The organism is Brevibacillus centrosporus (genome assembly GCF_003710815.1).
GTDB lineage: Bacteria > Bacillota > Bacilli > Brevibacillales > Brevibacillaceae > Brevibacillus > Brevibacillus centrosporus.
In genome coordinates this window covers 112,264-127,895 of record NZ_RHHP01000013.1, presented here as the reverse complement: position 1 = coordinate 127,895, position 15,632 = coordinate 112,264, and the positions used below count along the sequence as shown (strand labels likewise).

At 51.0% G+C, this 15,632-nt stretch carries 12 protein-coding genes and 1 other RNA gene; 9 read left to right on the top strand and 4 right to left on the bottom strand.

Annotation, left to right across the window (positions count from 1 at the left end; translation table 11 throughout):
• Positions 1-102 precede the first annotated feature (102 nt).
• Positions 103-1,032 carry a DMT family transporter gene (locus EDM55_RS13230; RefSeq protein ID WP_092267997.1) on the bottom strand — a complete coding sequence of 310 codons (930 nt, stop codon included), beginning with the start codon at positions 1,030-1,032 and terminating at the stop codon, positions 103-105.
• 112 nt (positions 1,033-1,144) lie between these two features.
• Between EDM55_RS13230 and EDM55_RS13225 the strand changes: the two genes are divergently transcribed.
• Positions 1,145-2,581, top strand: a complete 1,437-nt coding sequence (locus EDM55_RS13225; RefSeq protein WP_092267998.1) for an aminotransferase-like domain-containing protein — start codon at positions 1,145-1,147, stop codon at positions 2,579-2,581.
• Between the two features lie 106 nt (positions 2,582-2,687).
• Here EDM55_RS13225 and EDM55_RS13220 read toward each other — a convergent pair whose 3' ends face one another.
• Positions 2,688-3,221 (bottom strand): gamma carbonic anhydrase, encoded by a 534-nt coding sequence (locus EDM55_RS13220; RefSeq protein WP_092267999.1) that lies wholly within the window; start codon positions 3,219-3,221, stop codon positions 2,688-2,690.
• A gap of 9 nt (positions 3,222-3,230) precedes the next feature.
• Positions 3,231-3,542 carry an iron-sulfur cluster biosynthesis family protein gene (locus EDM55_RS13215; protein ID WP_092268000.1) on the bottom strand — a complete coding sequence of 104 codons (312 nt, stop codon included), beginning with the start codon at positions 3,540-3,542 and terminating at the stop codon, positions 3,231-3,233.
• 137 nt (positions 3,543-3,679) lie between these two features.
• On the opposite strand from EDM55_RS13215, the gene rnpB reads away from it, so the two are divergent.
• From rnpB to EDM55_RS13200, 3 genes are all read left to right on the top strand, one after another.
• An RNA gene (rnpB, locus tag EDM55_RS13210) (RNase P RNA component class B) lies at positions 3,680-4,061 on the top strand.
• Positions 4,062-4,328: 267 nt separating this feature from the next.
• On the top strand, positions 4,329-6,668 hold the full coding sequence (locus tag EDM55_RS13205) for an S-layer homology domain-containing protein (protein WP_246070821.1): 2,340 nt from the start codon (positions 4,329-4,331) through the stop codon (positions 6,666-6,668).
• A gap of 131 nt (positions 6,669-6,799) precedes the next feature.
• Positions 6,800-7,408 carry an IseA DL-endopeptidase inhibitor family protein gene (locus EDM55_RS13200; RefSeq protein WP_246070820.1) on the top strand — a complete coding sequence of 203 codons (609 nt, stop codon included), beginning with the start codon at positions 6,800-6,802 and terminating at the stop codon, positions 7,406-7,408.
• A 42-nt stretch (positions 7,409-7,450) separates the two neighbouring features.
• Here the strand turns inward: EDM55_RS13200 and asnB are convergent, their stop codons facing one another.
• Complete coding sequence (asnB, locus tag EDM55_RS13195) at positions 7,451-9,298, bottom strand: asparagine synthase (glutamine-hydrolyzing) (RefSeq protein WP_092268003.1); 1,848 nt, start codon at positions 9,296-9,298, stop codon at positions 7,451-7,453.
• A gap of 132 nt (positions 9,299-9,430) precedes the next feature.
• Between asnB and EDM55_RS13190 the strand changes: the two genes are divergently transcribed.
• From EDM55_RS13190 to EDM55_RS13170, 5 genes are all read left to right on the top strand, one after another.
• The gene (locus EDM55_RS13190) at positions 9,431-11,182 is read left to right on the top strand and encodes a LytS/YhcK type 5TM receptor domain-containing protein (RefSeq protein ID WP_092268004.1); all 1,752 of its coding nucleotides are present in this window, start codon (positions 9,431-9,433) and stop codon (positions 11,180-11,182) included.
• Entirely contained in the window at positions 11,182-11,913 is a 732-nt protein-coding gene (locus EDM55_RS13185; protein ID WP_092268005.1) for a LytR/AlgR family response regulator transcription factor, read from the top strand. Before EDM55_RS13190 ends, EDM55_RS13185 begins: the two co-directional genes overlap by 1 nt.
• Before the next feature lie 145 nt (positions 11,914-12,058).
• Positions 12,059-12,409, top strand: coding sequence for a DUF485 domain-containing protein (locus tag EDM55_RS13180; RefSeq protein ID WP_092268006.1), 351 nt, complete (start codon positions 12,059-12,061; stop codon positions 12,407-12,409).
• Positions 12,406-13,932, top strand: coding sequence for a solute symporter family protein (locus tag EDM55_RS13175; protein ID WP_092268007.1), 1,527 nt, complete (start codon positions 12,406-12,408; stop codon positions 13,930-13,932). Before EDM55_RS13180 ends, EDM55_RS13175 begins: the two co-directional genes overlap by 4 nt.
• A gap of 65 nt (positions 13,933-13,997) precedes the next feature.
• Positions 13,998-15,587: a solute symporter family protein gene (locus EDM55_RS13170; protein ID WP_373863264.1), complete on the top strand. Its 1,590-nt coding sequence runs from the start codon at positions 13,998-14,000 to the stop codon at positions 15,585-15,587.
• The last annotated feature ends 45 nt before the right edge of the window (positions 15,588-15,632 follow it).

The window sequence follows — 15,632 nt, the reverse complement described above, 5'->3', positions numbered from 1 at the left end:
AATCCACACGATCCCGAAAGATGGCCTGTTGGTAACCTTATCATTGTATCCTGATTCTTTATCCTTGTCACTCGAAAGACATGGCTTGAGGATGAAGGGACGCTACCGGTGATCACCAACTGTTGGCAGCATGCGCTGTCTTTGATTCACCACCTTTTTCAAATTGTCCAGATTGACCAGAATGATGCCTGCAATAATGGCAATCCCACCGATCAACGACAAAAGGGTAAGCGGCTCGTTATACAAAAAATGACCCAGACAAAGAGAAATTAATGGAGAGATATACAGCCACGTAGAAGGAAATACGGGATTCGTTTTGGACACGAGCCAGTAAAAGATCGTGTGCCCCATCATAGAGCCGGCGATAATCAAATAAAGCAGCGAGAGGGAAGCCTGGGGAGCGAACAGCGTCCCGATGTGTACGTCCTCGGTAAACAAAGAAAGCAGAAATAAGAGAAGCCCGCCATGCATCATCTGGGCAGCATTCAGTGCAATGGGAGAGGTTTCTCGAAAACGCTGAATGACGATTCGGGAGTACACCGTACCACTGGCATAAAAAATTTGACCGAACAAGACTACGAAGCACGCGATTAACCATAGCTTGTTAAAGCTGACGGTCAGGCCGGGTAGCAGCAGGATCACCACACCCGCCAAGCCGACGATACAACCTGCCCAGGCTGTGAAATTCAGCTTCTGACGAAAAGTCCTGGACTGAAGCAGCAGAATCATCAGAGGGGCTGTAGCGGATAAGATAGCTGCAATGCCTGAGCTTAGGTACTGTTCTGCCCAATATAACGAAGCGAAAACGCCAAAGGTCAGGCAAAAACCCGTGAGAAACATTTCTTTGCCCAGCAGCAGGCGAAGATTCGCTTTCTTTTTCCAGAACATCCACCCAAACAAGATCAAGCCTGCCAGAAAAAAGCGTACGCCTGCGGAAAAGAAGGGAGTTGCACCTGCGTCAATCCCCACTTTAATGGCCAAAAAGGTCGTTCCAAAGATTAAACACATGACGACATACTGGAAAAGCACCATAACAATTCCTCCTTTTCCCTAGCATAAAGGAAAGGGAATAGAACAGATGGCGAAGAACAGAACAGATAGAATGGAATGCATGCATAATGGAAAGGAAAGGAGTGGGGCTGACATGAAACGGGGTTTTCTCTCCCATGATCATTCAGACAAACTGTTTGAGCAAATTTACGATTATATCCTGGAGCGGATTGTGCGCGGAGAGTGGAAGGAGCACGAAAAGCTTCCATCGGTGCGTACGCTAGCGCTGGAATTCAATGTGCACAGGCTTACGGTATTTAAAGCATACCAGCTGTTGAAGCAAAATCAAAAGGTGTATGTAAAAGATAAATCAGGGTACTATGTTCAGCCGGGCAGCTCGTTGCCAGTGGAGGCTCGGCAAGACCCTATTATCACTGCCTATGTACAGGACAGCCATCTTTCGGAAATTCATCAAGTCCAGGCAACGTATCAATTTTCAAAAGCGTTGCTCGAACCGAATCTTTTGCCCAATCTTTATTTCTCTGAATACGTGAAAAAAGTGTTTGATCTGTATCCAAAAGTTCTGGGAACCTATTCCACTACACAGGGAGATCTGGAGCTGCGAGAAGCCTTATGCCACTATTTCGTTCATCGCTTCCGTTTCTATCTGTCAGCGGAAGAAATGCTGATCACAGCGGGTTCACAGGAAGCCATCGATCTGACCGCAAGAGTGCTGATTAAGCCGCGTGACGTCGTCCTGCTGGAGAGACCGACCTACAGCCCGGCTATTGATGTGTTCCGGAGACAAGGTGCGACCATTTTGCCTGTTGAGATCACAGAGAACGGATATGATTTGGAGCAGATCGAAAAGCTTATGCAGATACACAAGCCAAGGCTATTCTACCTGAATCCCACCTTTCACAATCCGACAGGCTATACGGTGCCGACAGAGCAAAGAAAACGGCTCGTGGAATTAGCCGCTCACTATCACTGCCTACTCATGGAAGACGATTCTTATCGGGACATGTATTTTGGAGAAGAGCCTCCTTTGCCGCTATTTTCGTACGATACTTCCGGAGTGGTCGTGTACATCCGCAGCTTTAGCAAGTATATCGCTCCGGGGCTGAGTATTGCTTCGGTATCTTGCCGGGAGCCGATCATGAAGCTATTGCTGCGTGCAAAATCGCTTTCTGACAGTGGAACCCCTTTTCTGAACCAAAAAATCTTTTTGCACTATTTCTTTTCGGAACGCATGCAGCAGCATCTGGAAAAGCTCCGAATCGCGCTGTCGGTGCGCAAAGAGCTCATGGAGGATGAAATGAGAGCCACCGATTGGCAATGGTCAAGCCCGGCTGGCGGGTTTAATCTGTGGGTGAAGCTGCCGGCAACGATCGGGATGGAAAGGCTGCTGGGGCAATGCAAGGAGAAGTCGATCACTTTTGTGCCCGGGTCGATCTGTGATCCGCAGAGGGAGCTTAAGTCGTGGATTCGGTTGAGCTATTCTTACATGAGTGAGCAACAGCTGAGGGAAGGGATCAGGCAGTTGATCCGCGTATATGACGCAGAAAAGGAAAGATCGAGGAAGCGGTAGAGGCGACACACTGCCGCTTTATGGAAGGGGGCAGCGCACTTTTTGCAAGGAGCGAAATCAAAAGAAAGGAGAAAAGCCGCTCCGCAGCGGCTTTTTTGCAGGGAAGCTATTCACGCTCTAAAGGTGTTTGCTCCAACTGACGGTAGGTTTTCCCTTTATCGACATACGACTGGCGGATGCGGACGAGCTCTTTGTAATCGGCCTCGTTCAGCTCGCGCTTGACCTTTGCCGGATTTCCGACAACGAGGGAGCGGGGAGGGACTTTCATGCCCGGCGGGACGAGAGCGCCAGCTGCAACCATAGCATCCTCACCGATTTCTGCACGATCCATAATGATGGAGCCCATACCGATCAATGCACCACGGCGAACGATGCAGCTGTGCAAGACAGCGTTGTGTCCAACTGTAACCTCATCTTCCAAGATCAGTGGATTGTTCGGGCTTTGATGCAAGGTGCTGTTATCCTGTACGCTGACTCGGCGGCCGATCACAGTAGGGGCAATATCGCCGCGAATCACGGTGTTGTACCAGATAGAGGAGTCTTCGCCGATTTCTACATCGCCAGAGACGACCACTCCTTTTGCGAGGAAGACAGATGGATGAATACGCGGTTTGATATCTTCAAATGAGAGCAGTAACATAATATCCTCCTAATTCATATACGTTGGGCAATCGTTTTGCAACGGCCGGGGATGAATAATGGAAAAGCGACCGGTGTTCGCATCGAAGTCGATGACGGTCCCTGTCAGTTGCTCCGCTTCTTCGTCTCTGTACAAAAAGCGAATTCCACTCAAATCCAGGACATGATCACGACTCGTCACTTCTGTGATCGCGATGCTGTAGGTGAAGCTTCCACAACCCGTTGTTGTCGGAATGAGCTTGATTCCTAGATCCTGCGCATCCGGTTCTTCCGCGATCAACAGGGAGAGGCGTGCTGCTGCGAGTGAAGTAATGGTAATCACGTTCAACCCTCCTTGTCACCTATTCATTGTACTACAGCTTTCAAGGAATGAACAATTTGGCTGGCATTCCAGAATTGGCTTAGTTGACCGATCAGGCGGCGTATGATAAAGTTACTATTACTGATTCTGATGTCAGGAAATGTGGGTAGTCGCTGCTGCGGTCGTTTTCGATCGGCAGTAGAGGAAAGTCCAGGCTCGCCCAAGCTGAGATGCTTGGAGTGTTCGTACCTGGTGCAAACCAGGGCAGCGAGGTTCGCTTCGCTGACGGCGTGGAAAAGGCTCTCTCTGAGGCCTGAGTACGCTGAAAGTGCCACAGAAACGTAGCTTTTCTGGCGACAGAAAAGATGGAACGCGGTAAACCCTGCGAGCGAGAAACCCAAATTTGGTAGGGGAACCGTCCTGAAGGAACTGAACGTAGGGACGGATGGCGTCATTGACGTCATAGATAGATGGCTACCGCTCTATGTGCGAGGGGCAACCCGCTTGCAGCACGAGAGAAACAGAACCTGGCTTATAGCATTTCCTGCTGGAATGAAAGATAAAACCACCTGAGTTTTTCAGGTGGTTTTTTTGATTTGTTTATGAAAGATAGAGAGCGAAAAGAAATGGGCTTTGGACTGGCATAAGTTGGCAGGGAGACGACATGCAACATTTCAGAGATTATCCTCGTCAAATAGATCACTTGCCCCCTCTTTCAAAGAAAAATCAAAAAAAGTGAACCAAGGGCAAGAAAAGACAGAGAAAATATACGGGCTATCTAATTGCAATGGAGGGATTGAATTGAAAATGAACCAATCACGATCTGCGAAAGATCTAAAAAAAATAGTGACAACGGCAATGCTTGCGAGCATGCTGCTGGTCCCACATTCTGCTTTTGCGGCAAGTGCGCTGCCACTGTCTGACATCGCCAAGAACGCAAACAAGGATGCGATCCTGAAGCTGAACTACGCAGGTGTACTGAAAGGCTATACAGACGGAACATTCAAACCAGACAAAGAAGTGACACGCGCAGAGTTTGCCAAGATCGCCGTGTTGGCAATGGGTTATACCGATGAACAGGCAAATCTTTTGAAGGGCAAGACCGCATTTAAAGACCTGCCAGCTAGTCACTGGGCAACTGGGTACATCAATCTGGCTGTATCCCAAGGTATTATTAAAGGCTACCCAGACGGAACGTTCAAGCCAGACAATCAGGTAAAAATTGCAGAAGCGTTGACCGTGTACGTTCAGGGCCTGAAAATCAGCGTGAACCCTGCTAGCACAGGTGAATGGTATTACCCGTATCTGCTGGCGGCAGACAAAGCGGGCATTTACGAGGCAAAAGAAACGCCGACGATTTCAGCCAAACGCGATATTGTTGCGAAATACACAGATCGATTTATGGAAACACCGGTATATGCAAATGGCGCCTATTACGACAAAGATGGCAATGCAGAGGGCACGGTCAAAAAGCTGCCTGTAGAAAAAGGCACAGTTGCCTCCTATGACAAAGCTTCCAAAAAGCTGAAGCTGGTTGGCAAAAGCAGTGAGCTGGCGATCCCTGATTCTGCACAAGTTTACGGAAATATTGTAGTAGGGGCACAGGTCGAATACATCGTAAAAAGCGGAAAAGTCGGGTTTCTAACCGTATCGACGGCAGATGCCAATATCGTTGAGGGCGTTGTGAAGACAGGCTTGAACCCTACCACAGCCGTAGGAGACGAGGAAAAGTTCAAAGCGATCGTCGGCGGCAAGGAAGTGCTGCTAGAGGTAGAAAATGGGGTAAACGTATCCCGCAGCCAGATTGGACAAAAGTTCGTGGCTGTCATCGATGAGGATGGCAAGGTATCGTCTATTACCTTCTCGCAAAACACCACAACCGGGGTCGTAGAAAAAGTATCGTCCGTGAGCGGCTCTAGTGCGAAAAAGGAAATCAAAATCGATGGCGAGACGTACACGCTCACTTCCGCTGCATCCGTGAAGGAGAAAGCTCACCCGCAAGCAAAAGCGGCATCGAGCAGCTTCGCAGACATCGAAAAAGGCGATCTCGTGGAACTCACACTTGATGTCGATGGAAAAGTGACTGCTGTTACTGTAACCAAGCTCTCCGTCACCGACTCCATCCGGATCGACACGGATGAGAATCTGATCAGCTTTGATGGGGTAGAGTACGAGGTACTGGAAGATACGGAGCTGTACGTCGATGAAGACGAGGTAAACGAGCTGGATGACTTGAAGGACGGCCAAGTGGCGATCCTGACCTTTGATGAAAACGGCAACCTGACCAAAGTGGAGCAAGGTGTCGGCGTAGCCAGCAACAAGCTCATCGAGGGCACGACGGCTTATCAATCCGGCAATCCTGCGAAGCTCGCTACCATCAAGGTCGATGGGAAATCCTATCAGATCCTGACAACGGCAAAGCTGACCATCGATAAACAAAATGTGTCTCCAACCTCGATTGGGGCCAACCAATTGAACGACTATAAAATCATCACATGGAAGTACAACGTCGGCACCAAAGACATCGTGGAGCTGACTTTGGAAAAACAAACGGTAGTAGGCTACGTAACCAAAAAGTCCGGAGACAAGATCACCGTAAACGGTAAAGTGTATCAGCTGGCTTCGGGAGTCACCATTGACAGCAATGCCGCGTCCAATGACAAGGAATATACACTGACACTGAATAATGCAGGAAAAGTAAAAGCAGTCTCCGGCGCGCCGAAAACCGTGAGTGGGGTAGTCGACTCCGTAGAAGTGCGCAAAGAGGATGGAAAAGTGGTATCTGCTGAAGTAGAGTTGAACGGTAAAAAGTACGATGTAACAGATGAGGACGCCGTAGCGGATCTGGACCAGTTCGAATACGCTACGCTGACCTTGAACCGTGACGGAGAAGTAACTGGTGCTACCGCCAAAGGGAAAAAGGCGCAGAGCGAAGTGAAATTCGTCGGGATTGAATCGCGTGTCAACGGAGACAAGTACGTCTTTTTTACAGATGTATCCAGCAGCCTGAAGCTGACAGAGGATGCACAGATCAAATATTACGATGGATCGGAACTGGACGAAGAGGATATCAAAACCACAGACAAGATCGACCTGTGGACCAACGAAAACGGTCAGGTATATGTGATCGTCGTCGCAGAACGATAAAAAGAAGGAAGGCGCCCACCATGTGGGTGCCTTTTTTGCGGCATTTGTCCCGCTCTTCTTTTCCCCTTGGAAAAATGGTTAGCAAAAGGGCGTACTAGCATAAGCCCTTTTCCATAGGGTTTATGGAGGAGGTGAATTCCTTGGATGAATTGCGCATGTTCAAACAGTTTATCCATGCGGCCGAACAAGTCTGGACCCAGATAGCCACCTCGCCGAGAGGAAAGCCTGTTTACACGGTCAATGGCGTAGATTTTACACCTTTGCCCGAGAGGTACAACTCGAAGCGAAAGATTTCCCGTATCTTTCGCCGATATTGGGGAAGACAGCTGAGTGAAACGTTGATCCGAAATCTGAATCTGCGTCTGGTAAAAGGGAAGCTGTGCATCCCGTACGGAGAGATCCCTGTCTTTCCCACGAATGTCCAAACTCTGCAGCTCAAATTAAACCAGCCGAATCAGAAGGTCGTATCTGCGGTATTAGTAGGAGGCAATAGGAAGGTACGCGTAGAGTATCGTTTTGTTCGCGTAGGAGCCACTGCCCCGTATATGATCATGAAGCGTTCAGGCAAGGAGTACGATCGACGCTATCGGCCACCTGCTGCGACAAACACAAATGCAAAGGCAAAAGCAAAAGCGAAGCCCCCGGCAAAGCCATTGGTAAATTCGACAGCAGCTCCAAAGTCCAAGTCCAAGTCCAAATCCAAATCCAATGGAAGACAAAAGCTCCTCAAAACCCCGTAAGCCTGGGGTCGAGGAGCTTTGCTCTTGAAAGGCGCACATCCATTATGCTTCGATGGAAACGTGATATTCCCGCAGCCAGTAATCAAGCTGCCCCAGATAGGCAAACAGCTGCGGAGTACTCATGAGTTGACCGAAAAACGGGATACTGGACGCCTGTGCATCCGATTCCGCGATCCGCCGAATGGTAGGAACATCGATCAAGGGGAGCAAGGGCGAGGTAGGGTCTCCTAATATATCCAATAGCCAGGTGCGAACTCCCTCTGTATAGGAAGGATTGTGCGTTTTCGGGTACGGGCTTTTTTTGCGGTAGAGCACTTCATCAGGCAAAATGCCTTCCATGGCTTTTCGCAGGATGCCTTTCTCGCGGTTTCCGTACGTTTTCAGCGCCCAAGGGATGTTCCATACGTATTCGACGATGCGATGATCGCAAAAAGGCACACGAGCCTCAAGGCTTGCCGCCATGCTCATACGGTCTTTGCGGTCCAGCAGGGTATTCATGAACCAGGTAATATTCAGGTAAAACATCTCCCGGCGGCGTGCTTCAAAGGGACTTTCGCCAGGAAGCTGAGGGACTTCATCGAGTGTTTCTTCATAGCGCATAGCTACGTACTCTTCTGGATTCACCCAGTCCCGAAGCTCTGGAGAAAGCCAGGAGGCGCGTTCTTTCGTTGCTCTCGCCCAAGGGAAAGTGCCGGCATTCAGCATCTCTTTCCGATGGAACCAGGGATAGCCGCCAAATACCTCATCTGCACATTCACCAGAGAGCACGACGGTGGTTTCTTTTTTGATTTCGCGGCAAAACAGGTACAGCGAAGCATCTACATCTGCCATCCCCGGCAAATCGCGGGCGAGGGTGGCCGTTTTGAGCGCATCGATCAGCTCGTGGGTGTCAAAGACGATGTTGTGATGCTGGGTGCCTAAAAAGTCGGAAACCACTTTGACGAATGGAGCATCCTCATTGGGCTGAAAAGCACTCGCCTGAAAGTGACGGGCATTGTCTACATAATCGATGGAATACGTGTGCAGCTGCCCGCGTCCTTCTTTTTGAAAGGATTGTGCAGCCACGGCCGTAATAACACTTGAGTCCAATCCACCGGACAGGAGGGTCGAAACAGGAACATCTGCCACGAGCTGACGATGAATCGAATCGGTTACCAGCTCCCTTACTTTTCGGGCGGTTTCCTCTGCATCATCGGTGTGCGGGTGGCTTTCCAGCTGCCAGTAGCGTTGTTTTTTCAAGCCATCGCGAGTGACGACGAACGAATAGCCTGGGCGAACTTCATGGACATCCCGAAAGACGCCATGGCCGGGAGTACGGGCAGGACTAATCGCGAAAACTTCAGCCAGTCCTTCGCGCGAGAGCACCGGCCTTACATCGGGATGGGCGAGCAAGGATTTCAGCTCGGAGGCAAACAGGAAAGAGCTCCCGCGCTGTACGTAAAACAACGGCTTGACGCCCATGCGGTCACGTGCAACAAAAAGGCGCTGGTAGCGTTCATCCCAGATGGCGAAGGCGAAAATGCCATTGAGGCGAGCTACACATTCCGTACCCCATTCGAGGTACGAGTGCAGCAGGACTTCCGTATCGGAATGGGATTGGAAGGTATGACCGGCAGCTAGCAGCTCCGCGCGCAAATCTTCCGTATTGTACAGCTCCCCATTGTAGATCATGGTACATGCATAGTCGTTATGGATTGCCGCCATCGGCTGTTGGCCTCCAGCCGGATCGACAACGACTAAGCGACGATGCCCAAACGCTGCCCGAGGAGTGAGCCAAAAGCCTTCTGCATCAGGGCCGCGATTCGTCAAACACTGGGTCATGGCATGTAAAACAGGACGCTCCTGGGAAAGGTCTTTTTCCCAATCAATCCAACCTACGATTCCACACATATCGATTCATCCTTCCCATGAAGCATTGCACCCACAGCGTATGCAAGTCGCCTAGTTTGATTGTCTGTCCAGCAGGGAATTTGCAGCAAAAGGCGGAATTTATAGAAGATTTCAACGTGCTGGGAGGACGCAGTGGACAATCTCACTTTATTGCTCATCGAGAGAATGGGCATTTTGCTAACGCTTGCATTTATCCTCACGCGAATCCCCTTGTTTCGCCAACTGCTGGATCGGGAGGTTCATGCGGGGACATCCATATCGTATTCGTTGATGTTTGGACTGTTCGGCATTGCGGGCACTTATGCGGGTGTTGTTATAAAAGAGGACTCGTTCTCGCCTGCTTTTTGGATCTTTGCTCTCTCCTCGGAAGATGTCATTGCCAATTCGACGCTGGTAGGAGTCGTCATTGGCGGGCTATTGGGCGGTCCGCTTGTGGGGCTGGGAGCGGGACTCATTGCTGGCGCCCATGTATACGGAATGGGGGGATTTGCCGCGTTGCCGATTGGCATATCCATTCCGGTGACGGGGCTGCTGGCGGGGTATGTCGCGAGGTTTTTCTCCCAGGAGCGGGTCATCTCTCCGTCCAAGGCCTTGTTCATCGGTATGTTTGCACCTGTCATTCAGATGTCGCTCATGCTGATTATGGCAGGGCCTCCTGATTTGGTTCGAACGGTAGTGAATGTGATCGGGGTTCCGATGGTGTTGACGAATAGCATTTCGATTGCCATTTTTACGACGATGATCCGCGTTGCCCTGCAGGAGCAGGAGCGCTCTGCAGCGTTGGAGGCGGAGCGTGCCTTTACGATTGCAGAGAGAATTTTACCCCACCTGAAAATGGGCTTGACCCCGCAGACAGCGCAGGCTGCTGCCTTGTTGCTCCAGCGTGAAGTGAAGGCGGCGGCAGTGGCCGTAACCGATCGGGAGCAGCTCTTGGCACATGTCGGCGCAGGGGCGGAGCATCACCTGCCGGGTGCAGAGATCGTAGGAGATCTGGACAAAAGAGCTCTTTTCAGCGGTGCGATCGAGAAGGGATTGGGCCGGGAAGTGCTCGGATGCAGCGTCAAAAACTGTACGCTGCAAGCGGCGATTCTCGTTCCGATCCGTGAAGGCGGGAGTGTCGTCGGGCTGATCAAGCTCTATTTTCGCAGGCCGCAGCAGATCGGAAAAGTTCAGGAAGCGCTGGCAAAGGGTTTGAGCAATCTGATTTCCAACCAGCTTACCGTGGCGCTGACAGAAAAAATGAAAGGCTTGATGAAGGACGCGGAGCTGCGCATGCTTCAAGCCCAGATTCACCCGCATTTTCTGTTCAACACGCTCAATGCCATCGTCACGTTGATTCGCATCGATCCACAGCTGGCGCGGCACATGACCGTTCAGCTCGGTACCTTTATGCGGCTGACACTGAAGCTGACGGCAGCGCCACTCGTCTCTGTCAAACAGGAGCTGGATCATCTATTGGCTTATTTGGAGATCATCAAGGTCCGTTTTTCCGAGCAGTTTGCTGTACGCTGCTATATTGGCGAAGGGGTAGAGGATGCGCTCATCCCGCCAGGCACATTGCAGCCTCTTGTAGAAAATTGCATCCAGCATGGGCTAAGGCATATGCCAACGGGAGGAGAGATCGCTCTTACGGTGAAAAAAGAGGGGAACCTCGTGTGCTTCCATATGGAGGATAACGGCTGCGGGGTCGCTCCTGATCTACTCCCGGTGCTGGGCAGGGTTCCGACCGAGAGCAAAGAGGGAAATGGGATCGGCGTCCACAACGTCAATCAAAGACTTGTCAGCCTGCGTGGACCGGATGCGCAGCTGAACTTTTGCAATAAGCCAGAGGGCGGGTGTCTCGTTACATTTTCCATTCCGATTCAAAAAGAGGAGAGTGCCTGATGAAGATTCGCATTATGATCGCGGAAGATGAAAGGCTCGCGCGTGAAGAGCTTGTTTACTTGCTCCAACAGGAGACGGATGTAGAGCTGCTGGCAACCGCGACAAACGGGAGAGAGCTTCTGGAGCAGGTGGATGCCAATGAGCCGGATGTGGTCTTTCTCGACATCAAAATGCCGGAGCTGGAAGGCACTCAGGCAGCGCGCATGCTGGCATCGCGCAAGCAGCAGCCACTGATCGTCTTTTGTACCGCACATGAAGAGTTTGCGGTCGATGCCTTCAAGCTGTACGCCGTCGATTATTTGCTCAAGCCTTTTGAACCAAAACGCATCCAGGAGACGATGCAGCGCGTACGCGAGCGGCTTGTCAAAGCAAAAGCGGAACAGACAGCACCAAGCAAGCGCTCGAAGCTCCTTGTGGAAGAAAATAACAGACTTGTCGTTATCGATCCAGCCACGATCGTATACGCCGTTCGCGAGGAGCGTTTTGTTCAAATCCATACACAGACAGAGACGTATACGACGAAAATGACATTGACGCAGCTCGCTGAAAAACTGCAGGCGTACGATTTTTTCCGCACCCATAAAAGCTACCTCGTCAATCTGCAATTTGTCAGCGAGCTTACCCCGTGGTTTAATGGTGCCTACAATTTGACGCTCAAAGGAGATGCCCGAACCAAGATCCCGGTGTCTCGCACCTCCGCAAAGGATTTGCTGCGGAAGCTGGAGGAGTAGTCTTCCATTTTTTTGCAAATGGGGAGGCAAAGCAAACCGTTGGCGCACCATCCACGACATTTGGCGCAGAAAACCGCCATAGGATCGCCATAATCTCTACAATAGAGGAAGCGCTTACAATTTGCTTTGAAGAGGGGAGATTCCAATGGGCAATCCGGTTTCCGCGCAAAAGGGCGGGTCGTCGGGCAAGTCTGCTACGCACTACGCAGCGGTCATCAAATCTGCATCGTTTCAAGAATTGCTAAAAAGAAAGAAAGCGTTCATTTTGCCTTCATCTATCTTTTTCTTCGTCTTTTACTTTTCACTCCCGATCCTTACCTCCTACTTCACTGTCTTGAATACAAAAGCGTTCGGAGCCATTTCATGGGCGTGGGTCTTCGCATTTGCACAATTTATCATGACGTGGGGACTCTGTATCCTGTACACCAAACGGGCAAAAGAATTTGACGATTTGGTCGAGAAAATCAAGCAGGAGACAGGGGGTAGAAAAGAATGAACGTAACCGCATTTTTACTCTTTTTAGCGATTGTCCTGATGACACTGGTGATCACCTATTACGCATCCAAGAAAACGAATACGACGAGTGAGTTTTACACGGCTGGCGGCGGCTTGACAGGGTGGCAAAACGGGCTTGCGATTGCGGGCGATTACATGTCTGCAGCGTCGTTCCTGGGGATTGCAGGGATGATCGCACTGAGCGGATTCGACGGCTTCTTTTACAGCATCGGGTTTCTGGTTGCTTATCTGGTCGTGCTGTATCTGGTGGCAGAGCCTCTGCGCAACCTCGGAAAATATACGATGGCAGACATGATTGCCGCGCGGTTTGACAATAAACAGATTCGCGGTGTGGCAGCACTGAACACGATCGCGATCTCTATCTTCTACATGATCGCGCAGCTCGTAGGGGCAGGAGCTCTGATCAAGCTGCTGCTGGGTCTCGAGTATACGACCTCCGTATTGATCGTAGGTGCTTTGATGACAGTCTACGTCGTGTTTGGCGGCATGACGGCGACATCGTGGGTGCAGATCGTAAAAGCGGTTCTGCTCATGCTGGGTACCTTTGTCATCTCCATGATGGTCTTTGCGAAATTCGATTTCAGCATCATGAAAATGTTCACTCATATGCAAACAGCAACACCGCTAGGCGAGCAGTTCCTGAACCCGGGCAACAAGTTCAAGATTGGTCTCGATACGATTTCACTGAATCTCGCGTTGGTTTTAGGTACAGCCGGCTTGCCGCACATTCTCATTCGCTTCTTTACCGTGAAGGATGCGACGACAGCGCGCAAATCAGTCGTTTACGCTACGTGGATTATCGGTATTTTCTACGTCATGACGGTGTTCCTCGGGTTTGGGGCAGCAGCTTTCGTGGGTGCGAGCAACATGGATGCAGCGGGTAATATGGGCGCTCCGCTCTTGGCGCAGTCGATCGGCGGCAACTTCCTGTTCGCGTTTGTTTCGGCAGTAGCCTTTGCGACGATCCTCGCCGTAGTGGCAGGCTTGGTGCTCACGGCCGCATCCGCTTTTGCCCATGACTTCTATGGACACGTACTCCGTCATGGCAAGGCGACCGAAAAAGATCAGATGAAAATGGCGAAATGGGCATCCGTCGGGGTATCTGTAGTCTCGATCATCCTCGCCCTGTTCGCTCAAAAGCTGAACGTAGCGTTTCTGGTGTCCCTGGCTTTCGCGGTAGCGGCCAGCGCCAATCTTCCCGTGATTTTGTTCACGATCTTCTGGAGACGGTTTAACACCACGGGTGCGGTTACGGGGATGCTGGTAGGACTGTTCAGCTCCCTGATCCTTGTGGCGATGAGCCCGAACGTATGGAATCCGGTGGCAGGAAAGGCGATCCTGGTAGGGGAAGCCCTGTTCCCGCTGCCGAACCCGGGAATTGTCTCCATCCCACTGGGCTTTTTGGCTGCTTGGATCGGTACGATGCTCTCCAGCACGCGCAACGATGCCAAGTACGATGAAATTTTGGTGAAAGCGAATACAGGAATGTCCGAGTCCGCATAGAAAAAGGTAAGACAGGAAGCTCGTGCCAACCAGGAGGCTGGGGTCATCCCCGGCCTCTTTTCTATATGCCGAGCTGGCCAGATTGGGAGGTGGTGCTTTTGACTACCATCATCTTTTTTTTAGCGGTCATTATAGGAACAATGGCCATCACGTATTCCGCGGCGAAGCAGACAGGGACGACCAAAGACTTTTACGCAGCGGGAAATCGGCTGACAGGGTTGCAAAATGGCATAGCGATCGCTGGCGACTACATGAGTGCAGCTTCTTTTCTCGGCATAGCCGGTACGATTGCGATGTACGGGTTTGACGGGTTTGTCTATGCGATTGGCTTTTTCGTTTCTTACTTGATCATTTTGTTTATTATTGCAGAGCCGCTGCACAATCTGGGGCGTTATACGCTTGCGGATGCGATCGCGGTGAGGTTTGGCAGCTTGTGGCTGCGTGGGGTGGTCGCTATGACGACTCTCATGATCACTATTTTCTATATGCTCGCGCAGCTAGTCGGGGCCGGCGCTCTCATGCATTACCTGCTAGGCGTGGATTACACCAAGGCTGTCTTGGTTGTGGGGAGCTTGATGACTTTTTACGTCGTCTTCGGTGGAATGGTGGCTACATCCTGGGTGCAAATTATTAAAGCGATCCTGCTGTTGACCGGTACCCTTGTTCTTAGCCTGATCGTACTATCGCGGTTTCACTGGAATCCCTCAGAAATGTTTGCACACGTCAGTACCATCACGCCATTGCAAGAAAAGTTTTTGCAGCCTGGCAATCACTTGAATGAACCACTGGAAACGATCTCGCTGCATTTGGCACTCATTTTGGGCACGGCTGGCTTGCCCCATATCATTTCACGTTTGTTTACGGTAAAAGACGCGATCACGACGCGATATTCGATCTATACGGCCACCTGGATCATCGGCGCTTTTTACTTGATGACCATTTTCCTCGGCTTTGGCGCCAGCGCGTTCGTCGGCTATGAGGCGCTTTCTGGCGTCGGGTTTGGTGGAAATCTGACGGTGACACTTTTGGCAAATGCGCTGGGTGGCGAGTTTTTGATGGCGTATATTGCAGCTGTCGCCTTTGCGACGATCCTCGCCGTCGTGACAGGTCTCGTGCTTTCGGCTTCTTCTGCCTTTGCGCATGATGTGTACAGCCATCTGATTCGGCGCGGGATGGCATCGGAGAGAGAGCAGGTCAGGGTCGCAAAATTTTCGTCCGTAGCGGTAGGATTGATCTCCATCTGGCTTGCGATTGGGGCGGAAAAAATGAATGTGGCCATCCTCGTAGGGCTGACCTTTGCTGTCGCGGCTTCTTCCAATCTGCCTTTACTGCTTTGCACGTTGTACTGGCGCAGATTCACGGTCCAAGGAGCAATTGCCGGCGTGCTGACGGGTCTGATTTCCTCCGTCGTCCTCGTCATTTTGGGGCCCGCTGTCATGGATCTGGACCATGGCTTGATTCATCGTGCGCCAATCTTTCCTTTGACGAATCCCGGTCTGATTTCTATTCCCCTCGGCTTTTTGGGCGCGTTGGTTGGAACCTGGCTCAGCAAGACTGATGCTTTGGCAGATGAACAGTTTGAGCGAGTGCTTTTCCAGGCGCACACGGGAATTCGGCAGTGGAAAGGGCAAAAAGTGGAGAGAGAAGGCGCATAAAGAAGACCTGCCTGTTCCACCCTATCGAAGAGGGAGGGGAATGGC